Genomic DNA, 24,218 nt, shown 5'->3' on the forward strand with positions numbered 1-24,218 from the left:
GGCCCCAGCACAGGAGACGCCCCCATGTTCGGATTGATGCAGGACCGCCCGCTCTTGATCTCGTCGCTGATCGAGCATGCCGCCACCTTCCACCCGCGCACCGAGATCGTGGTGCGCAGCGTCGAAGGGCCGATCGTGCGCACCGACTACGACGCGCTGCACCGCCGCGCGAAGCAGGTGGCCCACGCGATGGCGCAGCTGGGCATCGCGAGCGGCGACCGCGTGGGCACGCTGGCCTGGAACACGCACCGGCACCTGGCGCTGTACTTCGGCGTCTCGGGCGCGGGCGCGGTGCTGCACACCGTCAACCCGCGGCTCTTTCCCGAGCAGATCGACTACATCGTGAACCACGCCGAAGACCAGGTGCTGTTCTTCGACATCGGTTTCGCGTCGCTGGTCGAGAAGCTCGCGCCGGGCCTGCGCTCGGTGCGCGCCTTCATCGCGATGACAGACCGCGCCCACATGCCGGCCATCGACGTGCCGAACCTGCTGTGCTTCGACGAGCTGATCGATGCGCAGAGCGAGGACTACGAGTGGCCCGAGTTCGACGAGCGCACCGCTTCGTCGCTGTGCTACACCTCGGGCACCACGGGCAACCCCAAGGGCGTGCTCTATTCGCACCGCTCGACCGTGCTGCACTCGCTGATGGAGTGCACGCCCGACACCTTCGGCGTGAACTCGGGCATGACCCTGCTGCTCGCGGTGCCGATGTTCCATGCCAATGCCTGGGGCATGCCGTACGCGGCGGCGATGGCCGGCGTCAAGCTGGTGATGCCCGGCCCGCACCTCGACGCGCAGAACCTCTACGAGCTGATGCGCGACGAGAAGGTCAGCATCTCGCAGGCCGTGCCCACGGTGTGGCTGATGCTGTTCCAGTATTTCGATGCCCATCCCGAACTCGATCCGCGCGCGCTGGGCTTGAAGCGCATCGGCCTCGGTGGTGCCGCCACGCCGCGCAGCATGATCGAGCGCTTCGAGCGCGACTTCGGCGCCGACTTCGTGCAGGGCTGGGGCATGACCGAGACCAGTCCGATCGGCGTGATCGGCAACCTGCTGCCCAAGCACGCGGCCTTGAGCGAGGACGAGAAGATCGGCATCAAGATGAAGCAGGGCCGCGGCGTCTGGGGCGTGGCGCTCAAGATCGTCGGCGAGGACGGCCGGCGCCTGCCGCACGACGGCAAGGCCTTCGGCCACCTGCATGTGCGCGGGCCCTGGATCGCGAGCGGCTACTTCCGCGGCGAGGGCGGCAGCGTGCTCGATGCCGACGGCTTCTTCCCGACCGGCGACGTGGCCACCATCGATGCCGACGGCTATGTGCAGCTGGTCGACCGCGCGAAGGACGTGATCAAGTCGGGCGGCGAATGGATCTCCTCGATCGACCTCGAGAACGCGGCCAGCGCCCATCCGGCGGTGGCCGAGGCCGCGGTCATCGGCATCCCGCATCCGAAGTGGACCGAGCGGCCGCTGCTCATCGTGGTGAAGCGCCCCGGCAGCGAAGTGACCGCTTCGCAGCTGCGAGATTTCCTCGCGCAGCGCGTTGTCAAGTGGTGGCTGCCCGAGGATGTGGTCTTCGTCGACAGCCTGCCGCATACGGCCACCGGAAAGCTGCTCAAGACCCGCCTGCGGGAAATGTTCAAGGGATATGTCGCGACCAAGTCGGTTTGATGACTTGTTCGATTTTTCTGTGGACAACTCTGTGGGTTGTGCGGGGAGCGGATTCGCGAAGCGAGGATTGGCGGGGCTTCCCGCCACATTGCCTGTTGAATAGGCAGGGGCTCGCGAGGGTGCAAAAAAGAGGGCGAGGCCCCGGCTTCGCGTCCAAAAAATCGTGGTAAGGCGGCGGAGATCCGGGGACGGTTTCAGCGCTGCAGTGCATCGCGCAAAAAGGCGAGCATGCGTGGCCACGATGCACTGCGTGCCCGCGCATTGCCCTCGGGCGTGCCGCCCATGTCCATCGTTTCGCCGGATATCGCATGGGTCGAGCGCGTCATGGTGGTCGGCGCGTTCGGCCAAGCGATCGAATGGCCGGCGCGCGGATAGCTCAGGTGCTCGGCGCGGTGCGGGAATCTTTTTTCGAGCAGCCGCTGCAGCGCGAAGTCGGCGAGGTCGGTCGACGGCCACAGGCCATCGGCCTCGCCCGAGATCAGCAGCACCGGGCCGTTGATGTTCTCGACCCGTATCGAGGTCTGCTCCAGCAGCGCTTGATCGCGCAGCGGGATCAGATACCAGTCGAAGCTGTCTTCTCGCGCGAGACCCCTGGCGACGGCCTCGTCCCACTGCGCATGCGTGAGCGTCGAGGCGAAGGCGATCTCCTGGCCGCCGAGCGTCCACGCGCCATGGCCGCTCGCGGGATAGGCGGGCCACACGATGCCGCTGGGCACATAGCCGATCACGCAGCCGATGGCGGGAAAGTGCGCGCCGAGCAGCAGCGCGAGTTCGCCACCGCGCGACACGCCCACGGTGCCGATGCGATCGGCCATCACGCCGGGCTGTTGGGCCAGCCATTCGAGCGCCGTGCCGAAGTACTCGAGCGGTATGCGGTCGAGCGTGGGTGGCAGGCCGTCGGCCGCGAAGTAGGCGAGTGCGAGCGCCGCGAAGCCGTGCGAGGCGAGCAGCGCGGCCATCTCCTGCGACCACGCCAGGCTGCCGTTCGATCCGCCGAGCACGAGCACGGCCGGATGCGGGCCCGTGCCCGCGGGTTCGAACAGCTTGCCGACGAGGCCGCGTTCCCTGACCTCGCGTTGCCGCACGCCGTCGCCGACATACACGCGGCGGATCGAGGCCGCGGTCGACGCCTCATCGTTGCCGCGCACTGCGCGCAGCGTGGCGGTCAGCGGATCGTCGCTCAGGCCCGCGATGCCGCCGACGCGTTCGGGCGGCACCGGCGCGCGCGACCAGAACAGGCCCATCGCGTCGACGCCGTGGTAGCTGCCCGCGACCGGCGATTGGCGCGTGGCATCGACCGTGCCGTTGGCATCGGCCACGAAGAAGGCTTCGGACTGCAGCACCTCGTGGCCGAAGCGGCTGCACAGTTGGAGCGCGACGCGCTCGCCGGGTGCGAGACCGCGCAGGCGGATCTCCAGCGACTGGTCGACGAGGCACTGCGACGGCAGGGAATCGAATTTCATGCCCGCATTGTCCCCGCGCCACCTTCGGCGCACCTTCAGAAGAACTCGTCGAGCAGGCAGTAGAACGCGATGCGCTCGGCATCCGGCGCGATGCCGTAGCGTTCGAAGAAGGGCGCGGTCCAGGCCTCGCCGAGGTTGAAGCCGATGCTGCGCGCGGCCAGCGCGAGGTCCTGCCAGCGGTCGGCCACGCCGACGCGGCCGCAATCGATGAAGCCCGTGAAGCCCTCGGCGGTCGCCATCAGGTTCGGCAGGCAGGCGTCGCCATGGGTCACGACGAGGTCCTCGTTCGCGGGCCGTGTCGCGCGCAGTTGCTCGAACAGATCGATGGCGGTCCAGCCCGCGCGCTCGTCGTCGAAATCGCTCTCGTCGACCTGGCCTGCCACGGCGCGCACGTGCGCGTCCTCGATCCGGTGCGCCAGGCGATGGTCGAAGGGGCAGGTGGCGATCGGCACCCGGTGCAGCAGGCGCAGCGCATCGGCCAGGCGCGAGACGATCTCGGCCGGGCCGAACGGGCCCGACGCGAGATCGCGGCCTGGCACGGCGCGCATCAGCAGCCAGTGGCGATCGTGTTCGAGTGCGTGGTCGACGACCGCGGGCGCGGGCAGGTCATGGCGCGCGAGCCATTCGAGCCGCGCGATCTCGCCCGGCAGCTCGGCAAAGGGACCGGCGGGTTCGGACTTGAGGAACAGGACCTCGGCGTTGGCGGCTTCGATGCGGAACACATCGGCGCCCGATTCGCCGATCGTCTGGCGCTGCCAGCGGGCGTCGGCCAGGCGGGCGCGCCAAGCGTGAGGAACAGGGGGAAGGGGATTCAAGCGCAAAGGACTCCAGGCGTGGCGCGGATGGCGCGGCACGCATCGTCGTCGCTCGCGCCCGGCTTTTCAAGCAAGCCACCAACGGCCCCCAGGCCGTTGCGCGCTAGTCCTTCTTCGACGCGTCGGCGGCTTCTTCTTCCGCGTGGCCCAGCACGATCTGGCCTTCGGTGACGAAGCGGTCGAACTCGATGCGCGGGATCGCGGCGGTCAGCGGATTGCTGTCCTCGGTCCAGGTCAGCACCACGCTGTCGTCGGCGACCAGCGCCTGGCAGACGCCTTCGGGAATGCGGATCTGCGGGCCATCGCCCGCGCGGAACTCGACCACGCCGACGATGCGGGCGTCGAGGCGTGAAGTGGCGGTGGTGTTCATGTCGTGGAGGTCCTCGGTTGGGAAGACCGAAGCCTCGACGAAGGGCTGGCGGGCCGGCGTGGGACGACATCGCCGGTGCGCGCAGGAGCGGCATGGCGAGGCCTTTGGTGTTGTAGGCGCATTCCTTCAAGGGGATGCGAAATCGTCCTCGCAAAGGCGACGGCACGGCGCGCTCTAGTCGGCGCGACGAAACAAGATGCAACCCGCTGGAGACAAGAGAGATGAACTTCGAAGGAATCTATTGCTTCGACACCGCCACGGTGCGCTTCGCGTTCTACCCGCACGGTCCGCAGGGCCAGCGCGTGCTGGCGGAGATCACGGAAGACGCGCTGCACGATGAATTCGGCGTGCGCGAGGGTGGTCCCCAGCTGCTCGAGGCCTGCCGCGCCTACTTCGACGCGATCGAGGCCAAGGCCCGCGAACGCTATCGCGACGAGCCGCACTGCCTGATCTCGCTGACCTCGGAAGACTTCGTCCGCATTCCCCGCTGAGGCGGGTTGCTCAGGCCGCGATCAGCGGCATCCATTGCATCGCCGCCGCGCCGATCGCGGTCTGCGCGCTGACGCAATGCCACAGCGGCTGCGTGTTGTCGATCGTCGCGCGCGCATCGGTGCGCAGCCGTCCGCGCCACGAGCGCGCGAGCACATAACCCCCCATCAGCAGCAGCACCGCGAGGTGGAAGCCCTGGTAGCCCAGCAGCATCGCCACGCTCGCACTCCAGGCCTGCGCGCGCGGATCGAGGCCGGACCCCGCATGGCTCCAGAGGTCGACGCCATAGCCCGCGGCCGCGCAGGCCATCGCGAGCGCGACCAGCCAGCGCAGGCCGCGCTGCCGCGCCGCATCGTCATGGCGCAGGCCGCGCGCCGCGAACACCAGCGCGAGCGAGCCCGCGAGCATCAGCAGCACGGCCGCGGCGGGCCAGCGCAGCGCCGGCAGCGCGGCACCGGGCGGCGGGCAGACCTCGGCCGCCATCGACACATGCACGTGCGCCCACAGCAGCGACGCGAAGATGCTCATGTCGACCGCGACCAGCACCACCATGCCCCACCATGAATGCGAGGCCCGGCCGATCGCGCCGACCGGCAGCCGTCGGCCGTGGCCCACATCGGCCATGGGCACGGGCGGCGGGCGGTCCGACCCCCAGAGCCAGAACACGATGGCCGCCACCGCGAGCACGCCGCACAGCCCCGCGACCAGCACCTGCTCGACCGTCAGCAGCAGGAAGAAGCCGGCCGTGCCCGCGGCCGCCACCAGCGGCGACCAGCCGTCGGTGGGCAGGCGCAGCAGGTGCAGCGGGCGCGCATCGCGCGGGCTTGTGACCAGCGTCTCGCGGCCGCCGAAGACCGTGCCCGGCAGCCAGTGGCGGCCTTCCTCGACCTCGCGCGCCAGCGTGAGCCGGCGCCACAGCGGATAGCGCGAGGCGATTTCGGGAATGCTGCGCACCGCGTACTCGCGCGCGGGCAGCCATTCGAGCGTGCCGGCGTTCCAGGGGTTGCCGTGTTCGCGCTCGGGCTTGCGCAGCGTGCGCGCCACGTCGACGACGAACAGCAGCACGCCCGCGGCGAACACGAAGGCGCCGATGGTCGACAGCAGGTTGAGCTCGTTCCATCCGAGGTCGCCCGGGTAGGTGTAGATGCGCCGCGGCATGCCCATCAGCCCCGCGATGTGCATCGGGAAGAAGGCGAGGTTGAAGCCGCCGAACATCAGGCCGGAGACCCAGCGCCCGCAGCGTTCCGAAAGCCGGTGGCCGTTGAACAGCGGCGCCCAGTGGTAGAGGCCCGCGAACACCGGGAACACCATGCCGCCGATCAGCACGTAGTGCAGGTGCGCGACGATGAAGTAGCTGTCGTGCGCCTGCCAGTCGAAGGGCAGCACCGCCACCATCACGCCGGTGAGCCCGCCCAGCACGAAGATGAAGTGGAAGCCCAGCAGGAACAGGGTGGGCGCATCGAGCCGGATGCGGCCGCTCCAGAAGGTGGCGATCCACGAGAACACCTGCAGGCCGCTGGGCAGCGCCACCGCGAAGCTCGCGGCCGACACCAGCCGCAGCGACCAGGTGCCCAGGCCGGCGGTGAACATGTGGTGCACCCACAGCAGGAAGCTCAGGGCGCCCACGGCCATCAGCGCGATCACCACCGCGCGGTGGCCCACCAGCGGCGTGCCCGCGAGCGTGGCGGCCATCATCGAGACCAGGCCCGCGGCCGGCAGGAAGATGATGTAGACCTCGGGATGGCCGAAGAACCAGAACAGGTGCTGCCACAGCACGGGATCGCCGCCGCGCGCGGCGATGAAGAAGGGCCAGTCGAAGGCGCGCTCCATCTCGAGCAGCAGCGTGGCCGCGATCACGGCCGGGAACGCGAACACGATCATCAGCGCGCTGACCAGCATCGCCCACGCGAAGATCGGCATGCGCGCGAGCGTCATGCCCGGCGCGCGCGTGAACAGGATGCCGATGATCAGCTCGATCGCGCCCGCGATCGCCGAGATCTCGATGAAGCCGATGCCCAGCAGCCACCAGTCGGCGCCGCGCCCCGGCGAGAACTCCTTGCCCGTGAGCGGCGGGTACATGAACCAGCCGCCGTCGGGCGCCTCGCCGAAGAACAGCGTGCCGAAGAACACCAGGCCGCCGATCGCATAGGCCCAGAACGCATAGGCCGACAGGCGCGGAAAGGGCAGGTCGCGCGCGCCCAGCATGCCCGGCAGCAGGTAGACCGCGATCGCCTCGACGATCGGTACCGCGAACAGGAACATCATCACCGTGCCGTGCATGGTGAAGAGCTGGTTGTAGGTCCTGGGGTCGACCAGGTCGTTGTCGGGCACGGCGAGCTGCGCGCGCATCACCAGCGCGAGCACGCCGGCGAGCACGAAGAACAGCATCGCGGTCGCGATGTAGAACACGCCGATCTGCGTGTTGTTGACGGCCGAGAGCCGGCGCCAGCCCGAGGGCGGGCGCCAGGCGCGCTCGAGCGCGTCGCGCCCGGCATCGGGTTGCGGCGCGTTGGCGGCAGGGTCCAGGGGCGTGTTCATGGCGGTGCTCATTGCAGCTGCGCGAGCCAGCGCGCGATCGATTGCAGCGTGGGCTCGTCGATCCGTTCGTGCGAGGAGGGCATGCGCGCGCCGGGCTTGGCCTCTTGCGTGTGCGCGACCCAGGCCGCGAGCTGGTCGGGCGTGTTGGGCACGGTGCCGGCGCCGAGGTAGAGCCGGCTGCCGACATGCGTGAGGTCGGGGCCGAGCCGGCTCTCCTCGCTCACGCCGCGCACCGTGTGGCAGGCGTTGCAGCGGTTCGCGAGGAAGGCGTCGCGCCCGCGCGCCAGATCGGGTGCGAGGGGGGCGCTCGCGGGCCGCGCCTGCGCCGCGAGCCAGGCCTCGAAGGCCGCGGGTTCCTCGGCCACCACGTGCAGCGCCATGCGCGCATGCTGCTCGCCGCAGTATTCGGCGCACTGGCCGCGCCAGGCGCCGGGCCGGTCGGCCTGCAGCAGCAGGTGCTGCACGCGGCCCGGCAGCATGTCCATCTTGCCGCCGAGCGCGGGCACCCAGAAGCTGTGGATCACGTCGGCGCTCGTGAGGCCGAAGTACACCGGCCGGCCCGCGGGAATGCGCACCTCGTTCGCGGTGCGGATCTCGGCGCCGCTGGCCGGGTCGCGGTAGCGCACCTCCCACCACCACATGTGGCCCGTGATGCCGATCACCAGCGCGTCGGCCGGCGGCACCGGGCGCCACGCGGGGCGATGGCGCTCGCCGTAGAAGAACAGCGCCACCAGCACCACGGCCGGGAACGCGAGGCCGCCGCCATAGAGCCACCAGCGCGCCTGCGCGCGCGGCATCGCGCGCGGCGCGTGCCGGCGCGCGCGCCGCACCGCGAGCGCGAGCAGCGCCATCACGAGCAAGAAGATCGCGGCGGCGCCGCCGATCAGCACCCAACTGACCTCGAGCAGCATGTCGGCCACCGGTCCCGCGGCATCGAAGGCCGAAGGCGAGGGCGGCGCGGTGGTGGGCCGGCTCATTCGAGCGCCAGCAGGTAGGCCGCCATGTCGCGCGCATCGCGCGGCGACACGCCCATCGACGGCATCGTGGTGCCCGGCACCAGCGCGGCCGGTGCCTCGATCCAGCGCGCCAGTGTCTCGGGCCCGTTCGGCAGATGGCCCGCGATGTAGCTGCGGCGACCGAAGGCATCGAGCGGCGGCGCGAGGCTGGCGCGCGCCGCCGGCACCTGCGGGATCGCATGGCAGCTGCCGCACTGGTATTGCGCGAGCAGTTCGCGCCCGCGCGCCAGTTGGGCCGCGGGCGCATCGCCGTACGGAAGCGGCGCCGCCGGCCCGAACGCGGGCGGGCCGCGGCCCGAAAGCTCGCAGCCGCCCGCGAGCCCGACGGCCGCCATCGAGAGCGCGGCCAGTGCGGCGCGGCCGCGGCGTGCGCGGGGCGGCGGGCGAGCGTGCGGCGCGAGGGGCATGGCCGATTCTTGCGGGGTCGGACGCGGTTTGCGCCGACAGGGCGGCCCGCACCCGCGTCGGACAATGCCGCCACATGAATGCGCCCAAGACCGTCGCGCTGACCCTGGCCGCGCTGGCCGGCGGCGCCGCGATCGGCGCGGCGGTGATGGTGTGGGGCGGCGTCTACGACGTGGCTTCGAACGTGCAGCACACGCAGCCCGTGTATTCGCTGCTCGAGACCGCGATGCGCCAGTCGGTGCGCTGGCGCGCGCGCGGCATCGAGGCGCCGCCACTGGGCGATGCGCGGCAGCTCCAGCAGGGCGCCGCCTGCTATCGCGCGCGCTGCGTGCAATGCCATGGCGCGCCGGGCGTGGCGCAGGACGACATCGGCAAGAGCATGCAGCCGCTGCCCGGCCCGCTGGTCGATGCGCGCCAGCGCTGGAGCGCGCGCGAGCTCTACTGGCTCACGCGCAACGGCATCAAGATGAGCGGCATGCCGGCGTGGGAATACCGGCTCTCGGACCAGGAGCTGTGGGCCGTGGTGGCCTTCGTCGAGCGGCTGCCCGACATGACGCCGCAGGCCTACGCGCAGGCCACGGCCTTCGAGCCCGTGCCCGGCACGCCGCGCAGCGGGGCGACTGGCACCGCGATCGGCTGCAACGCGCTGGCCGCGCAGCCCGCCACGCGGCCCGGCGATGCATTGCGCGGCCGCACCGCGCTGACGCAGTACGCCTGCAACGCCTGCCATGCGATTCCCGGCGTGACCAGCTCGCATCCCCACGTCGGCACGCCGCTGGCCGGCATCGGCGGGCGCGGCCTGATCGCGGGCCGGCTCGCGAACACGCCCGAGAACATGGTGCGCTGGCTGCGCCACACGCGCGAGGTCGATCCGCTCACGGCCATGCCCGAGATGGGCGTGACCGAGCAGGACGCGCGCGACATCGCGGCCTACCTGGGCACGCTCGACTGAAGCGCGGGAGCGCTCCCGGCGACGGGCCAGGCCGGGCCTTGTCCTACGCGCGCGCGCCGGCGGCTTTCCAGAATGGGTCCGACCATCCGATCCCTCCCGGAAGGAGAACCCCATGACATCGAAGACCGCCGCCAAAGACCCCAAGGACACCAGCAAGGCTTTTCCGTTCCCCACCGCCGAGTCGCACGGCAAGCCCGCGCCCGAGCACGACAAGCCCACGCACGAGGCACCGAGCGAGGACGCACTCGACAGCGGCGTGGAGGAATCCTTTCCCGCCAGCGACCCGGTGTCGGTGACCGTCACCAAGGTCAAGCTGCCGCCGGGCAAGGCCAAGGCCGATTCCTGATCGGCCCGGCGCGCAGTTCCCGCGGCATGGCCCCCGGACTACGCGCACAAGCGCTCGCGGCGACTGTCGCTCGCGCTGGCCGGTTCCGATGATCGGTCCACGATGCCACAGACCGCCGCCACAGCCACACTCCCTGCCGAGGCGGACCACACCGACGCCGCCTCCGTTCCCCAAAGTCTCTGGCGCCGCTGCAAGCGCTGGGCGTTGCCCGTGCTCGGCATCGTGGTGCTGGGCCTCTTGCTCTCGCACGCGCACAAGGTCGACTGGGCCGGTGCGTGGCAGGCGCTGCAGCGCTATCCGTTGTGGCTGCTGCTCGGCGTGCTCGCGCTCTCGACCGCCAGCCATGCGCTCTATGGCTGCTTCGACCTGCTCGGCCGGCTGCACACGCGGCACAAGCTCGCCGCCTGGCGCACCTGGGCCATCGCGGTCACGAGCTATGCCTTCAACCTGAACCTCGGCTCGCTGGTGGGCGGCGTCGCGATGCGCGCGCGGCTCTATGCGCGCGCCGGGCTCGACGAGGCCACGGTGGCGCAGATCGTCGGCCTCAGCCTTGCGACCAACTGGCTGGGCTACGGCCTGCTGGCCGGCGGTCTGTTCGCCGCGGGCGCGATCGACCCGCCGCGTCAGGCGCACCTGGGCGTGGTGGCCTTCCGTGCCATCGGCGTGCTGATGATCGCGCTCGCAATCGGCTACGTGATCGCCTGCGGCCTGACGCGCGGCAAGCGCTGGACCCTGCGCGGGCGCAGCGTGCAGCTGCCCTCGGCGCGGCTCGCGCTGTTGCAGATCTCGCTGTCGGCCTGCAACTGGGCGCTGATGGGCGCGGCGATGTACCTGCTGCTCGGGCAGAAGGTGCCGTACGCGACCACGCTGTCGGTGCTGATGGCGGCCTCGATCGTGGGCGTGTTCACGCCCATTCCGGCCGGGCTCGGCGTGCTCGAGGCGGTGTACCTCGCGCTGCTGTCGGGCAGCGTGCGGCAGGGCACCCTGATGGGCGCGGTGCTGGCCTATCGCGCGCTCTACTACCTGCTGCCGCTGGGCGGTGGGGTGCTGATGTACCTGCTGCTCGAGCGCCATGCGTCGACGCATCCGGATACCGCCGCGGCCGATGCCGCCGCTACTTGACGGCCTCGCTGCCGGTCCGCGGCGGCGGCTGCCGAGGCTTGTCCTGCTTGTCGTCGGCATAGGTCGAGACGCTGAGCTGGCCATCGCTCTCCATGCGCGCGACCCGCACCTTCGCGATGTCCTCCACGCCCTGTTCGCGCAGCTTGGCCCCGAGCTCCTCGAGCGTGATCATCTGCCGGCGCAGCGCGCGATGAACGGGCCGGCCATGCTTCACGATCACCTCGGCCGGCGGATCGAGGAAGCGCGACACCGCCTTCACGTGGTAGCCGAGCCAGTCGAGTCCGAAGTTCCAGGCGATCAGCGTGCTCAGCAGCACGAAGCCGTCGCCCAGGGTCTTGTAGTCGCCCTGCATGCCGTTGCTCGCCGCGTCGGCCACCAGCACGACGAACAGCAGGTCGGCCACGCCGAGCGAGCCGACGTCGCGTCGCAACACGAAGCGGAACACGACCAGCAGGAACCAGTAGACGGCGCTGCCGCGCAGCACCATTTCCCACAGGGGCAGTTCGGGCGTGAGGAGGGCGGCGAGTTCGGACATGCGGGCACTGTGGGCAAGGTGCGCGCGCGCGGGGCGTCGGCGGGACGCGCGATCGCTTGCAGGCGGCGACGAAAAGGCTTCGGCTTGTGCGAGCAAGGGGCCGCTTCCTACGCCGTGGGCCGCAGGGCGGGTGCAGCGTGGCCACAGGCGGCCGTCGCTGGCCCGTGGTGCCTTGGCGATGCCCGCGTTCTCCCGTTGCAGATTGCGAGGTCCGGCATGCATTGCGTTTCGACTCCCAGCCACTCCCTCCGAGCGCGTAACCGCGCGATCGCTTGCGCCCTCGTGCTCGGTGGCGCGGCCGTCGCCGTCCCCACGGCCATCGCGGCCGAACCCGCGGTGCGGCTCGCCCAGGCCGCCCAGGCGCCCGCGAACCCCGCGCCCGTCGGCGCCTTGAGCGCACCCGACCGCAGCCTGATGACGCTGGCCGCGGGCGCCGGTCTCTACGAGGTGGAGGTCTCGAAGCTCGCCGCCGCCAAGGCCGTGAGCTCCGAAGTGAAGGACTACGCGCTGATGCTGGCGAAGCACCACGGCGAATCGAACCAGGCGCTGCGCCAGCTGGCCGCGCGCAAATCGGTGCCGCTGGTGGCCGAGATCCCGGCCGACAAGAAGGCGCGCGTCGAGGCGCTGCAGGGCCTCTCGGGCGAGGGCTTCGACCGGGCCTATGTGGACCGTGTCGGCATCCAGGACCACGAGGCCGACATCCGCCTGTTCGAGAACATGGCGCGCGACGCCAGCGATCCCGACCTGCGTGCCTTCGCCGAGAAGACGCTGCCGGTGCTCAGGACGCACCTGGACGCCGCGAAGACGATGGCGAGCAATCGGCGCCCGGCGCAGACGCCGGCGTCGCAGTGACACTCGTCCCCGCATGGCGCGCACCGCCGCACTGAAGCGCTACAAGGAAAAGCGCAATTTCGCCATCACGCCCGAGCCCGCCGAGGGCGGCGAGTCGCTGCCCGGCGCATTGCAGTTCGTGGTGCAGAAGCACTGGGCGCGCAGCCTGCACTACGACTTCCGCATCGAGATCGACGGCACCATGAAGAGCTGGGCCGTGCCCAAGGGCCCGAGTTACGACCCGCACGACAAGCGCATGGCGATGCATGTGGAAGACCATCCGGTGTCGTACAACGCCTTCGAGGGCGAGATTCCCGCGAAGCAGTACGGCGCGGGCAAGGTGATCGTCTGGGACAAGGGCTTCTGGGTGCCGCTGGGCGATGTGCGCAAGGACTACCGCGCGGGCCACATCAAGTTCGAGCTGCATGGCCACAAGCTGCGCGGGCGCTGGGCGCTGGTGCGCATGAAGGCGCGCAAGGAGGGCAGCGGCGATCCGTGGCTCTTGATCAAGGAGCGCGACGAGCTCGCGCGCGAGGCCGCGGACTTCAGCGTGGTCGACCAGTTCCCCGACAGCGTGGCCGCGCTCGCGATGCCGCAGGCGAGCACGGTGTCGAAGCCCGTCGCGAAGAAGGCGGCGCGAACACGCGCCGGGTGGCCCGAAGAAGCCGTCGAGGCCGAGCCGCCAGCCAGGCTCGCGCCGTTGCTCGCCACGCTGGTCGACGGGCCGCCGCCGAATCCAGGCGACTGGCTCTACGAGATCAAGTTCGACGGCTACCGGCTGCTCGCGCGCATCGAGGGCAAGCAGGTGCGCCTGTTCACGCGCAACGGCCATGACTGGAGCGATCGCATGCCGCACCTGGTGCGCGCGATCCAGCGCATGAAGCTGAAGCCGGGCTGGCTCGACGGCGAGATCGTCGTGCTCGACGAGGCCGGCCGCACCGACTTCCAGGCGCTGCAGAGCGCCTTCGACAGCACGCGCACCCAGGACATCGTCTATTTCCTGTTCGACCTGCCGTACTACGGCGGCCACGACCTGCGCGCCGTGCCGCTGGTCGAGCGGCGCGCGCTGCTCGAGCGGCTGCTCGCCGATCCGCCGCCCGAGATCCGCTTCAGCGCGGTGTTCGACGCACCGCCCGAGGACATCGTGGCCTCGGCCTGCCGCATCGGGCTCGAGGGCGTGATCGGCAAGCGGCGCGACAGCGCCTACCGCTCGCGCCGTTCGCCCGACTGGATCAAGCTCAAGTGCGCGCGCAGGCAGGAGTTCGTGGTCGTCGGCTACACCGACCCGCAGGGTTCGCGCACGGGCTTCGGCTCGCTGCTGCTCGGCGTGCACGACGACCACGGCGAGTTGGTGTTCTCGGGCGGCGTGGGCACGGGCTTCAACGAACGCATGCTGGGCGAGATCTTCGCGCGGCTCCAGCCGCTCGCGGTCGACAAGAGTCCGTTCAAGCAGCGCATCGAGAACGAGCGCCGCGCGCACTGGGTCAAGCCGGTGCTGGTGGCCGAGGTCGCGTTCTCGGAATGGACGCAGGATGGCCATGTGCGCCACCCGGTGTTCCATGCGCTGCGCAGCGACAAGCCCGCGAAGCAGATCGTGCGCGAGGCGCCGGTGGCCACGCGCGCGGCGGACCGGGCGCCGGCGAAGACCCAGGCGAAGACCCCGACGAAAGGCCCGGCCGCCACCTTGCCCGCCAACTTCAAGGTCTCGCATGCCGACCGCGTGGTCGATACCTCGACCGGCATCACCAAGGTCGAGGTGGTGCGCTTCTACGGCCTGGTCGCGCCGCTGATGATGGAGCATTTGCGCGGCCGGCCGGTGTCGCTGGTGCGCGCGCCGCGCGGCATCGGCGGGCAGCTGTTCTTCCAGAAGCATCTCGAGGACGGCAGCATCGAGGGCATCCGCCAGCTCGACCCCGCGCTGTGGCCCGCGCATCCCGCGCTGATCGAGGTGGCGGCGGCGCTCGGCCTGCCGGGCGCGGCGCAGATGAACGTGATCGAGCTGCACACCTTGAACGCCGTCAAGTCCGCGATCGACAAGCCCGACCGGATGACCTTCGACCTCGACCCCGGCGAAGGCGTCGACTGGCCCGTGATGCTGCAGGCCGTGGAGCTGATGCGCGTGATCCTGGTCGAGCTCGGGCTCGTGCCCTTCTGCAAGACCAGCGGCGGCAAGGGCCTGCACGTGGTGGTGCCGCTGCGCCGCGTGCACGGCTGGGACGCGGTGAAGGATTTCTCGCAGGCCATCGTGCGCCACATGGCGCGCACCCTGCCGCAACTCTTCGTGGCGAAGAGCGGACCCTCGAACCGCGTGGGCCGCATCTTCATCGACTACCTGCGCAACGGCTTCGGCGCGACCACGGTCAGCGCCTGGTCGGTGCGCGCGCGGCCGGGCATGGGCGTGTCGGTGCCGGTGGCATGGGACGAGGTGCCCGACCTGCGCGGCGGCGCGCACTGGACCTTGCGCGACATCCACACGCGGCTCGATCGCGGCAATGCGCCGTGGGAGGGCTATGCGAAGGGGGCGCGCAGTCCGAATGCGGCGATGAAGATGCTCGGCTTCGACGCGAAGAAGGCCGGCGGCCGCGGCCGCTGACCCGGGGCCCCCGGCGCGGTCAGAAGGCGTGCCGGATGCCGACGTCGTAGCCGGTCGCGCCGCGCGGCTCCATGCCGCCCTTGGTCACGTAGGCCGCCTGCGGAAAGATCGCCGGCAGGCTCAGCACCAGCGGGGTGACACCCATCACGCCCGGATTGTTGTGGCCGTCGCGGATGCCGATGCGCGCCACCGTCGCATAGAGCGCGGTGCGCCGGGACAGGTTGTGCACGTAGCCCAGCGCCAGCTTGTCGACCGAGGCGTTGCCGCCGGGCATGCCGTTGCCGTTGCTGAAATTCACGCGCGCGAACGAGGCGCGCACGACGCCCGGCCCCACCGGCATGTTGAGTCCGGCGACGAAGCCGTCGTAGCGGTCGGTGACCCGGCTGCCGAACGGGCCGGCGTCGTCGCGCGCATTCCGCACGCGGGACCATTCGCCGAACAGCTTCACCGCGCCGAAGTCGTAGGAGCCGCCGAGGTTCAGGCTCCTGATCTTCTCGCCGCCGGGCGCGGCGCTCACGAGCGTGCTCTCGCCGTAGCCCAGCGCCACGTCGGCCGGACCGCCGGTCCATCCCACGCGCGCGCCGGCATAGCGGCCGCGGCCGGACGGGCTGTCGCTCGCGTCGCTCGCCTTCACGTTCTCGTGCAAGGCGTACTGCACCTGGCCGTAGAAGCCGCCGAGCCCCGGCGGCAGGAAGTAGCTGAGGGCGTTGCTGGTGCGCAGGTAGCTGTCGGTGCCGGCCGAGAGCGCGCCGTTGAGCAGGCCGCCGGTGGCGAGCGCCCGCGAGGCGGCGAGGTTGCTGTTGACCACGGCGATCAGGTTGGTGCCGACGCCGTTGACGCCGAAGGGATCGAACACGCCGTCGTTCCAGAACGAGGCGGTGTAGTCGCGGCCCAGGCGCAGTTCGCCGAACGGTCCCGAGAGGCTCAGGGTGGAGCGGCGGCCGAAGTTGCCGATGCCGCCGCCGTTGTCGTTGGCCAGCGGCGCCTCGAGCCAGAAGCCGGCCGCGAGGCCGCCGCCCAGGTCCTCGGTGCCGCGAAAGCCCAGCCGGCTGGACGCGTAGCCCGAGGGCGAGAGCGCGGTCTGGCTCTGCGTGATCTGGCGCGGCGCCGCGAGGCCCCAGGACCGGCTGCGGGTGCTGTAGTGGCTGATGCCGGCGTCGATGACGCCGAACACGGTGAGGGCGGATTGCGCGGCGGCACCGCCCGTGGCGGCCAGCAGCGACAGGGCCAGCGTGGTGGTCTTCATGGCGGGCCTGCTCAGGGAACCAGCACGGTCGATCCGGCCGTCTGGCGTGACTCGAGCGCGCGATGGGCCTGCGCCGCATCGGCGAGCGCGAAGCTGCGTTGCGGCTCGCTGACGATGCGCCCGGCCAGCACGTGGTCGAACAGCTCGCGCGCCATCCCGAGCATGTGGGCGCGCGGCTGGATATAGTGCGCCATCGCCGGCCGCGTCATCCACAGCGAGCCCTTGGCCGCGAGCAGCTGCGAGTCGATCACCACCGAGCCCGAGGAGGTGCCGTTGCTGACCAGCGTGCCGCGCGGCTGCAGGCAGTCCAGCGAATCCATCAGCGTGTCCTTGCCCACCGAGTCGTAGACCACCGGCACGCCGCGGCCGCCGGTGATCTCGCGCACGCGCTCGACGGTGTTCTCGCGCGCGGTCACGATGACGTGGGCGCAGCCGGCGGCCCGGGCGAGCGCCGCCTTCTCGTCGGTGCCGACGGTGCCGATCATCGTGACGCCCAGGGCGCGCGCCCACTGGCAGGCGATCAGGCCGACGCCGCCGGCGGCCGCGTGGTAGAGGATGGTCTCGCCGGCCTGCAGCGGACGGACCTGGCGGAACAGGTACTGCGCCGTCATGCCCTTCATCATCAGCGTGGCGGCGGTGCGGTCGGGGAGGCCTTCGGGCAGCGGGATCAGCACCGCGGCGGGCATCACGCGGACCTGCGAGTAGGCGCCCTGCGGACCCGTGAGGTAGCCCACGCGGTCCCCGGCCTTGACCTCCGTCACGCCGGGACCGACGGCCTCCACCACGCCGACCGCGTCCGAGCCCAGCCCGTCGGGCAGCGCCAGCGGATAGCGGCCGGTGCGGAAGTAGATGTCGATGAAGTTGACCGCGATGAAGCTGTGGCGCACGCGCGCCTGGCCGGGGCCGGGGTCCGCGACCTCGACGTTCTCGAGCCGCAGGACTTCGGGACCGCCGGTCTCGTGGAAGCGGATGGCTTGGGGCATGGCGATGTCTCCTCGTTGTTCTGGATGGTCTTCAGTTCAGGCGGATGTCGTAGCGCTTGACGATGCCGGCGTTGCGGGTGAACTCCTCGCGCAGTTCGTCGCGGGCCTGCGCGGGGGTGCGGTCGGCCATCGGCTCGAAGCCGGCGTTGGCCACGCTCGCACGCACCGCCGGGTTGGCCGCGACCTTGCGCAGCACCGCGTGGATCTTCTCGACCAGCGGCGCCGGCATCTGCGAGGACGCGATCACGCCGGTCCAGTTGGCGAAGTCGAGCGCCGGGTAGCCGAGTTCGGCGAAGGTGGGCACGGCGGGAAATTCGGGCAGCCGGGCCTGGGTCGCGACCGCCAGCAGCCGCACCCGGTTGGCGGCGATCAGCGGCCGGGCCGTGACCGAGCCGTCGAACATCAGCGGCACCTGGCCGCCCATGACCTGCGCCAGCGCGGGCGCGGAACCGGGGTAGGGCACATGCTGCATGTCGAGCCCGGCCGCCTGGTTGAGGATGGCGCCCGCGTACTGCGAAGCCGTGCCGGCGCTGTAGGAGGCATAGGAGACCTGGTCCGGATGGGCCTTCACATAGGCGATCACCTCCTTCGCGTCCCTGGCCGGGAATTGCGGCGAGGCGATCAGCAGCAGCGAGGAGCGCGCCATCAGCGCGACCGGCTGCACGTCCTTGAGCGGATCGAAGCCGCCCCTGAGCACGTGCGGTACCTCGGTGAGCACGTTGCTCGCGGTCATCATCAGCGTCTGGCCGTCGGCCGGCTGGGACAGCAGGTACTTCACGGCGATCGCCCCGCCGGCGCCCGGCCTGTTCTCGACCACCACCGGCTGGCCGATGTCGCGCGCGAGCTGGTCGCCCACGATGCGCGCGAGCACGTCGATGGTGCCGCCGGGCGGCGCGGGGACGATCATCTTCACCGGCTTGTCGGTGTAGGCATGGGTCCAGGGCGAGCCCAGCGCCGACGCGGCGGCGACGAGCAGGGCGGCGAGATGCATGAGGCGCGGCATGGCTGCTCCGGTGCGTGAAGCTTCAGGCGGCCTTGCGCAGGAAGCCCTGCTGGCCGCCGTTGCGGTTGGGCGCGAAGCCGTTGGCCCGCAGCGTCTCTTCCACCGTGTCGTGGAAAACGCCGATCTGCGAGATCTCGCGCGCCTGTTGCGCGGTGGCGATCGGGCGGCCGAATTCGCGCGCGATGCGCACCAGCTGCTCGACCTGCGCGGCGGTGCCGATCTTGGCGGTGCGCGACTGGTTCCAGAGGTTGTCCTCGGTGCCGCAGCGCACGTGCAGGCCCATGGCGATGCCCATCATGTTGACCGGCAGCACGTTGAGCACCGAGCTCTCCACCGTGAGCACCGCGCCGTCGGGCACCGCGCGCACGAAGTTGGCGAGGTTGTAGATGTTCGGCGCGTCCATGCCGCCGCCGATCGCGACCCAGTTGAGCACCAGCGGACCCTTGTAGACGCCGCGGCGCATCAGCCGCTCGACCGACTCGAAGCTGTTGATGTTGTAGCACTGGAAGGCGCTCTGGATGCCCGCGGCCGTCAGGCGGCGGATGTGCTCCTCGGCCCAGCCCGGTTGCGCCGGCACCGTCATCTCCTTGTAGGCATTGAAGACGACCGGGTCCTCCATCGAGGTGCCGCGGATGTCGCGCAGGTCGAACTGCTCGAGGATGTTCATCTGCGAGGTGTTGACCGTCACCGTGACCTGGTCCGGCTTGGGGTCGAGCTCGGCCAGCATGTGGCGCGTGTCGTCCGACAGCCACTTGGCGGCCGCTCCTTCGCTCTCGGGCGCGAACGAGATCGAGCCGCCGACCTGGATGATCATCTCGGGCACGCGCGCCCGCACGCCGGCGATCAGCTCGTTGAACTTGGACAGGCGCTTGGAGCCCTTGCCGTCGAGTTCGCGCACATGCAGGTGCAGCACGGTGGCGCCGGCTTCGTAGCAGTCCACCGCCTTCTGGATCTGCTCGTCCATCGTCACGGCGATCTCGCCGGGAAAGTCCGAAGGCAGCCAGGACGGCGCGTAGGGGGCGGCGGTGATGATCAGCGGCTGCTGGTTTTCGGGGAACAGGTGACCGTCGAGGAAGTTCATCGGGGGCTCCGGGGATGCGGGTGGTTCGAAGGGGAGGGGAGGCTCAGGCGGTCGGCGTGCCGACGATGCCGGCGCGTTCCATCTTGCGGTGGCAGGGCGGGTAGTCCATCACCGCGTAGTGCTGCGTGGCGCGGTTGTCCCAGATCGCCACGCTGTCGGGCTGCCAGCGCCAGCGCACCTGGTACTCGGGGATGGCGGCCTGGTTGATCAGGTACTGCAGCAGCGCCGACGCGCCCTGCGTGAAGTCCTGGCCGTAGCGCACGTTGGCGGGCGTGTGGAAGTTGGTGAAGTGCGTCGTGAAGCCGTTGACGTACAGCACCCGCTCGCCGGTCTCGGGATGGATGCGCACCACCGGGTGCTCCGCATCGGGATAGCGGGCCTTGAGCGCGAGGCGCTGCGCGATCGGCATCGCCGCGCCGAAGGTGCACTCGATGCCGTGGCGGGCGCGCAGCGGCGCGATCAGCTCCTTCACCTGCTCGGGCAGGCGCTCGTAGGCCAGCGCCATGTTGGCCCACATCGTGTCGCCGCCGACGGGCGGGCACTCGACGCAGCGCAGCACGCAGCCCATCGGCGGTGCCTCGCGCCAGCTGGCGTCGGAATGCCAGCTGTTCTCGTAGCGGTCGTTGGGCGCGTCCGGCGTCTTGTAGATGCGCACCAGCCCCGGGTGCTCCGGGTCGCTGCCGGCGACCGGATGGTCCTCCAGTTCGCCGAAGCGCCGCGCGAAGGCCACGTGCTCGGCCCGGCTGATCTTCTGGTCGCGCAGGAACAGCACCTTGTGCCGCAGCAGCAGCGCCCGGATTTCCTCGAACAGGCCATCGTCCCGGGCCGCGTCGGCCAGGCTGACGCCGCTGAGCTGGGCGCCGATGGCGCAGGTCAACGCTTCGATGCGCATGTCTTGTCTCCGTTCTTTGTGGCGGTCCGACCGTCCCGGCCTCCGGGGTGCGGGCATGGGGCAACTGTAGGAGCCGGCCCCCCGCGGCGCTTTGCATTCGGTGCCAATCGCTGTGCATTTGGTGCCAGAATTCCCGCCACCCTGGAAAGGCTCGGCATGACGGCACTCGTGCGCGCGGCGGCGCTGACGAACTTCTCGGAGCTCGCGCAGGAGCTCGGCCACGACCCCGGCGCGGCGCTGCGCCGGGCTGGGCTGCGCGCCAGGATGCTGCGCGAGCCGGACCAGTTGATCGAGGCCGACCGCGTGGCCCGCCTGTTCGAGGACGCGGCGCGCGACACGGGCTGCGAGTCCTTCGGACTGCGCATCGCCGCTCGGCGCCAGCTATCGAACTTCGGTGTGCTGAGCCTGCTGCTGATGCACCAGCCGACCTTGCGCCAGGTGCTGCTCACGCTGATCGAGCATCTGCACCTGCTCAACGAAAGGCTGGCGATCCAGGTCGAGGACGTCGGCAAGCTGGTGCTGCTGCGCGAGGAGCTGGCCGTGTCGGTGCCGGCGCGGCAGTCGATCGAACTCGCGATCGGCGTGCTCTATCGGATGTGCGCGGCCTTGCTGGGCGACCGGTGGCATCCGGCCAGCGTGAGCTTCAGCCATGGGCCGCCGGCCGATGCGTCCTTTCATCGCCGCTTCTTCCAGTGCCCGGTCGAGTTCGACGGCAGCTTCAACGGACTGGTGTGCCGCGCGGCGGACCTCGACGTGCCCAATCCGGGCGGCGATCCGGTGCTGGCGGCCTATGCGCGCAAGCTGATCGACACCGTCCCCGGCGAGCGCGAGCGCGCGATCGACCAGGAGGTGCGCAAGGCCATCTACCTGATGCTGCCGGCGGGGCGGGCCACCTGCAAGTCGGTGGCGCAGGGCCTGGGGCTCAGCATGCGCACCTTGCAGCGCCAGCTCGATGCGCGTGAACTGACCTTCAAGCAGCTGGTCAACGACGTCCGCCAGGAACTCGCGCGGCGCTACGTGGCCAATGGCCGCCACAGCCTGGGCGAGGTGGCGGCGATGCTGGGCTACAGCACGCACAGTGCCTTCACCCGCTGGTTCGGCACCCAGTTCGGTTGTTCGCCCGAAGCCTGGCGTGCTACAGCTCGATGAACGCCGACGTTGCCTTGTTGAGCGCCAGCATGCCCTTGGCCGTGATGCTCTCGACCTGGGCCAGCTGGCGGATCGCGCGGCCCTGGGGATGGCGCTCGGACGGGGGAATGAAGGCGGTCACGAGGTCCGCGGCGCGCAGCACGCGCAGCTTGTCGATCTCGGCGGGCGCGTGCACGACGTATGGCAATTTCTGCTCGGCGATGGTCCGAAGAAACTCCATGGGCATATGCCGTCTCCTTGAACGTTGATGGCAATGGGTTCGTGACATTGTGCGCAGAAACTCTTAGGACAGCCTAAACCCTGCGCCGGTCGTGCCTATGTCAGGTGGGGTCCGGCAGTACGGAAGCACTCTTTTTCATGAAGCGTCGCGCGTGGCGCGGCGCTTGGTTTCCAGCGGTGTCGCGAGCGCCCGTCAGAACATGCCGTTCGAATTGGCGCGCTGGATGTTCGGTGCGAGCCAGGGGACCGAATTCTTCGGATCGCCCACGGGCTGCAGCGTGTCCCAATGCTCGACCGCCTTGCCGTCGGCATCCATTTTGTAGATGTCGACGCCGGCGATCCCGCGGTCTTCGGGATCGTCGTTGAACAGGTTCAGGAACTCCACGTGGGCCCACACGTGGTCGCCGATGGCGGCGATCTTGTGGACCACGACGCGGGCCAGCACGCGCTCCCGGGTGAGCTTGCCGAAGAATTCACCCAGGGCCTGCGCGCCATCTCCGATCAGGGGGTTGTGCTGGATGTAGGCGGCGCTGACGAAGCGGTGCACCGACTCTTCGGCCTTCTTCTGGTTGATCACCAGTTCGTAGAAGCCCAGGATGTTGTTCTTGTTGCGCACGGCGCGGCTGTCGCTCGGGTCGACGAGTTCGATCATGTTTGTTTCTCCCTGCATATGAAGCGTTGATCCATGGAAGGAATCCGGAAAAACTCGTTTCGAAAGTTTTTCTGGAGACCGCCAAGGAAGCTATCACCGCGGTTGGCTGGAAGAGAGGGAGCATCGGCCCCGTGCACGCATCGATCGTGCGGGCCGTCACGCTCGGGGCCGGGAATTCTTGTGCACCGCGGCGCGAGCGCGCCGCGCGCGGCGTCTCAGCGCGCGGCCTGGGTCTGGGCCTGCATCGGCCACGCCGTCGTATCGGGCGCGATGAGGTGCCACAGCACCGGATCGATGCCCTCGAAGGTGGCGCGGTAGCGTTCCGACAGCCGGCCTTCGCCGGTGACGTCGCGGATCACGATGCCGTCGATGCGCCCGGGGTTGTCGCGCAACACCCTGGCGTAGATCTCGGGATCGGCCTCGCCCGAATCGCCGACCAGCACGAAGCGGCGCTGCGGGAAGTCGGCCAGCAGGCGCGCGATCACGCCGAGCTTGTGGGCGCGCGAATCCTCGTCGCCCGGGATCAGCGTGCGCCAGGTCGTGCTCTCGCGCAGGTGCATGCTGCCGGGCGGAAAGCCCGCCTCGCGCACGAACTCCGCGAGCGGCGGATAGAGCTGGATCGGGCTGGCCGACAGGTAGTGGAAGCGCGTGTCGGGCGCCTGCGCGAGCGCGCGGTACCAGCCGGCCATGTGCGGCGCGGGCTCGAAGCGGCGCGCGAAGGTGTTGAGCAGCATCTCGCGCCGCTCGCGCACCTGGGTGCGCTTGATGGTGTCGTCGATGTCCGAGATCACCGACAGGCCCTGCGCCGGCACGATCAGCGCGCGGCCGCGGAAGCGGTGCAGCAGCTCGCCGGGGCCGGTGACCGCGTGGAACTCGAGCCACTGCTGCGCGGGCGACAGCCGCGGCACCTCGATCACCTGCCGCACGTTGACGCGGCCGTCGGCGCCGGAGGGCGGCATGGTCTTGCGCCCGGGGCTGCCATCGAACTCCACGTCGAACACCTTGCCGTCTTCCGACTCGGCATGGAACAGCGCGGTGCGCTGGTTGAAACGCAGCTGCGCGGCCGGCGAGAGCTTCTTGAGATTGAGCCCGAGGTAGCGAGCGAACGCGGCATTGAGCCCCCAGCGGCGCTCGCGCTCGTAGACCCAGGCGTGGATGTCGACCTCGAGCCGGCCGTCGTCGGTGGGCCGCGCGGTGCCGTTCATGAACAGCGCCTCCTCGTCGGGCTCCAGCGGCTCGGCCGCCAGCGCAGGCGTGAGGCCGCCGGCCGCCAGCGCCGCGCCGGCCAGCAGCAGCGTGCGGCGGCGCGGCGCCAGCGTCATGCGCCGGCCGTGACGCGCTCGTACGTCACGAAGCTGAAGGCCAGGCCGTCCTTGGCCGACACGTGCGACTCGCGCTGCGTCTCGCGCCAGGCGCTGGCGTCGAGCACCGGCGCGAAGGCATCGCCCTCGTAGTCGCGTGCGATCTCGGTGACCAGCGCGCGCCGGGCGAAGGGCTCGGCCTCGGCGTAGATCTGCGCGCCGCCGATGACCCAGACATCGGGCGCCTCGAGCCGCTCGCAGACCTCGAGCGCCTCGCGCAGGCTGCCCGCGCGCTGCGCGCCCTCGGCCTGCCAGCCGGCCTGGCGCGTGACCACGATGTTGCGGCGCCCCGGCAGCGGCCGGAAGCGCGGCGGCAGCGAGTCCCAGGTCTTGCGGCCCATGATCACCGGCGCGCCCAGCGTGCGCGCCTTGAAGTGCGCCATGTCCTCGGGCAGGTGCCAGGGGATGGTGTTGCCGGCGCCGATGACGCCGTTGGCGGCGCGGGCGAAGATGAGATTGAGGTTCATGGGGCGCGAAGCAGGTTCGAAACCG

Annotated in this window: 24 protein-coding genes; 8 read left to right on the forward strand and 16 right to left on the reverse strand. The window is 70.4% G+C overall.

Features of this window, described 5'->3' with window-relative positions; all coding sequences use genetic code 11:
* Positions 1-24: 24 nt before the first annotated feature.
* Positions 25-1,665 (forward strand): long-chain-fatty-acid--CoA ligase, encoded by a 1,641-nt coding sequence (locus INQ48_10070; protein ID QRF59538.1) that lies wholly within the window; start codon positions 25-27, stop codon positions 1,663-1,665.
* A 194-nt stretch (positions 1,666-1,859) separates the two neighbouring features.
* Here the strand turns inward: INQ48_10070 and INQ48_10075 are convergent, their stop codons facing one another.
* The 3 genes from INQ48_10075 to INQ48_10085 all read right to left on the reverse strand — a co-directional run bounded on the left by INQ48_10075 (position 1,860) and on the right by INQ48_10085 (position 4,313).
* A complete protein-coding gene (locus tag INQ48_10075) occupies positions 1,860-3,128 on the reverse strand; it encodes an acyl-CoA thioesterase/BAAT N-terminal domain-containing protein (GenBank protein ID QRF59539.1) in 1,269 nt (422 codons plus the stop codon).
* 35 nt (positions 3,129-3,163) lie between these two features.
* On the reverse strand, positions 3,164-3,949 hold the full coding sequence (locus INQ48_10080) for an aminoglycoside 3'-phosphotransferase (GenBank protein QRF59540.1): 786 nt from the start codon (positions 3,947-3,949) through the stop codon (positions 3,164-3,166).
* A gap of 97 nt (positions 3,950-4,046) precedes the next feature.
* Positions 4,047-4,313 carry a hypothetical protein gene (locus tag INQ48_10085; GenBank protein QRF59541.1) on the reverse strand — a complete coding sequence of 89 codons (267 nt, stop codon included), beginning with the start codon at positions 4,311-4,313 and terminating at the stop codon, positions 4,047-4,049.
* A 221-nt stretch (positions 4,314-4,534) separates the two neighbouring features.
* On the opposite strand from INQ48_10085, the gene INQ48_10090 reads away from it, so the two are divergent.
* Positions 4,535-4,804, forward strand: coding sequence for a hypothetical protein (locus INQ48_10090; protein ID QRF59542.1), 270 nt, complete (start codon positions 4,535-4,537; stop codon positions 4,802-4,804).
* A gap of 10 nt (positions 4,805-4,814) precedes the next feature.
* Here the strand turns inward: INQ48_10090 and ctaD are convergent, their stop codons facing one another.
* From ctaD to INQ48_10105, 3 genes are read right to left on the reverse strand one after another with little or no spacing between them, the layout of a single operon-like run.
* Positions 4,815-7,352, reverse strand: coding sequence for a cytochrome c oxidase subunit I (gene ctaD / locus INQ48_10095; GenBank protein QRF59543.1), 2,538 nt, complete (start codon positions 7,350-7,352; stop codon positions 4,815-4,817).
* Positions 7,349-8,317 (reverse strand): cytochrome c oxidase subunit II, encoded by a 969-nt coding sequence (gene coxB / locus INQ48_10100; protein QRF59544.1) that lies wholly within the window; start codon positions 8,315-8,317, stop codon positions 7,349-7,351. Before coxB ends, ctaD begins: the two co-directional genes overlap by 4 nt.
* A complete protein-coding gene (locus INQ48_10105) occupies positions 8,314-8,691 on the reverse strand; it encodes a c-type cytochrome (protein QRF60680.1) in 378 nt (125 codons plus the stop codon). Before INQ48_10105 ends, coxB begins: the two co-directional genes overlap by 4 nt.
* Before the next feature lie 146 nt (positions 8,692-8,837).
* On the opposite strand from INQ48_10105, the gene INQ48_10110 reads away from it, so the two are divergent.
* The 3 genes from INQ48_10110 (at position 8,838) to INQ48_10120 (ending at position 11,181) form a co-directional block, all read left to right on the forward strand.
* Complete coding sequence (locus tag INQ48_10110; GenBank protein QRF59545.1) at positions 8,838-9,713, forward strand: c-type cytochrome; 876 nt, start codon at positions 8,838-8,840, stop codon at positions 9,711-9,713.
* 112 nt (positions 9,714-9,825) lie between these two features.
* A complete protein-coding gene (locus INQ48_10115; protein ID QRF59546.1) occupies positions 9,826-10,059 on the forward strand; it encodes a hypothetical protein in 234 nt (77 codons plus the stop codon).
* A gap of 102 nt (positions 10,060-10,161) precedes the next feature.
* Complete coding sequence (locus tag INQ48_10120) at positions 10,162-11,181, forward strand: UPF0104 family protein (protein ID QRF59547.1); 1,020 nt, start codon at positions 10,162-10,164, stop codon at positions 11,179-11,181.
* On the opposite strand, the gene INQ48_10125 is transcribed toward INQ48_10120, so the two are convergent.
* A complete protein-coding gene (locus INQ48_10125; GenBank protein QRF59548.1) occupies positions 11,174-11,716 on the reverse strand; it encodes a DUF421 domain-containing protein in 543 nt (180 codons plus the stop codon). The genes INQ48_10120 and INQ48_10125 overlap by 8 nt on opposite strands.
* 282 nt (positions 11,717-11,998) lie before the next feature.
* Here INQ48_10125 and INQ48_10130 point away from each other — a divergent pair, with 282 nt between their 5' ends.
* Together INQ48_10130 and ligD are read left to right on the forward strand one after the other, a co-directional pair.
* Entirely contained in the window at positions 11,999-12,568 is a 570-nt protein-coding gene (locus tag INQ48_10130; GenBank protein QRF59549.1) for a DUF4142 domain-containing protein, read from the forward strand.
* Positions 12,569-12,581: 13 nt separating this feature from the next.
* On the forward strand, positions 12,582-15,140 hold the full coding sequence (gene ligD / locus INQ48_10135) for a DNA ligase D (GenBank protein ID QRF59550.1): 2,559 nt from the start codon (positions 12,582-12,584) through the stop codon (positions 15,138-15,140).
* Between the two features lie 19 nt (positions 15,141-15,159).
* Here ligD and INQ48_10140 read toward each other — a convergent pair whose 3' ends face one another.
* From INQ48_10140 to INQ48_10160, 5 genes are read right to left on the reverse strand one after another with little or no spacing between them, the layout of a single operon-like run.
* Positions 15,160-16,386: a porin gene (locus INQ48_10140; GenBank protein ID QRF59551.1), complete on the reverse strand. Its 1,227-nt coding sequence runs from the start codon at positions 16,384-16,386 to the stop codon at positions 15,160-15,162.
* 11 nt (positions 16,387-16,397) lie between these two features.
* Positions 16,398-17,369: a quinone oxidoreductase gene (locus INQ48_10145; protein ID QRF59552.1), complete on the reverse strand. Its 972-nt coding sequence runs from the start codon at positions 17,367-17,369 to the stop codon at positions 16,398-16,400.
* A 31-nt stretch (positions 17,370-17,400) separates the two neighbouring features.
* Positions 17,401-18,372, reverse strand: coding sequence for a tripartite tricarboxylate transporter substrate binding protein (locus tag INQ48_10150; protein QRF59553.1), 972 nt, complete (start codon positions 18,370-18,372; stop codon positions 17,401-17,403).
* 22 nt (positions 18,373-18,394) lie between these two features.
* A complete protein-coding gene (locus INQ48_10155; protein QRF59554.1) occupies positions 18,395-19,453 on the reverse strand; it encodes a 3-keto-5-aminohexanoate cleavage protein in 1,059 nt (352 codons plus the stop codon).
* Positions 19,454-19,496: 43 nt separating this feature from the next.
* A complete protein-coding gene (locus tag INQ48_10160; protein ID QRF59555.1) occupies positions 19,497-20,345 on the reverse strand; it encodes a TauD/TfdA family dioxygenase in 849 nt (282 codons plus the stop codon).
* Positions 20,346-20,501: 156 nt separating this feature from the next.
* Here INQ48_10160 and INQ48_10165 point away from each other — a divergent pair, with 156 nt between their 5' ends.
* Positions 20,502-21,494, forward strand: a complete 993-nt coding sequence (locus tag INQ48_10165; protein ID QRF59556.1) for an AraC family transcriptional regulator — start codon at positions 20,502-20,504, stop codon at positions 21,492-21,494.
* Here the strand turns inward: INQ48_10165 and INQ48_10170 are convergent.
* From INQ48_10170 to INQ48_10185, 4 genes are all read right to left on the reverse strand, one after another.
* Positions 21,481-21,720: a hypothetical protein gene (locus INQ48_10170; protein QRF59557.1), complete on the reverse strand. Its 240-nt coding sequence runs from the start codon at positions 21,718-21,720 to the stop codon at positions 21,481-21,483. The two genes, INQ48_10165 and INQ48_10170, sit on opposite strands and share 14 nt — an antisense overlap.
* 186 nt (positions 21,721-21,906) lie before the next feature.
* Positions 21,907-22,365, reverse strand: a complete 459-nt coding sequence (locus tag INQ48_10175) for a nuclear transport factor 2 family protein (GenBank protein QRF59558.1) — start codon at positions 22,363-22,365, stop codon at positions 21,907-21,909.
* Positions 22,366-22,580: 215 nt separating this feature from the next.
* Entirely contained in the window at positions 22,581-23,687 is a 1,107-nt protein-coding gene (locus tag INQ48_10180) for an App1 family protein (GenBank protein ID QRF59559.1), read from the reverse strand.
* Positions 23,684-24,193, reverse strand: a complete 510-nt coding sequence (locus tag INQ48_10185) for a dihydrofolate reductase (GenBank protein QRF59560.1) — start codon at positions 24,191-24,193, stop codon at positions 23,684-23,686. The genes INQ48_10180 and INQ48_10185 overlap by 4 nt, the downstream gene beginning before the upstream one ends.
* Positions 24,194-24,218 lie beyond the last annotated feature (25 nt).

Origin of the sequence: Variovorax paradoxus (assembly GCA_016806145.1) — a bacterium.
GTDB lineage: Bacteria > Pseudomonadota > Gammaproteobacteria > Burkholderiales > Burkholderiaceae_C > Variovorax.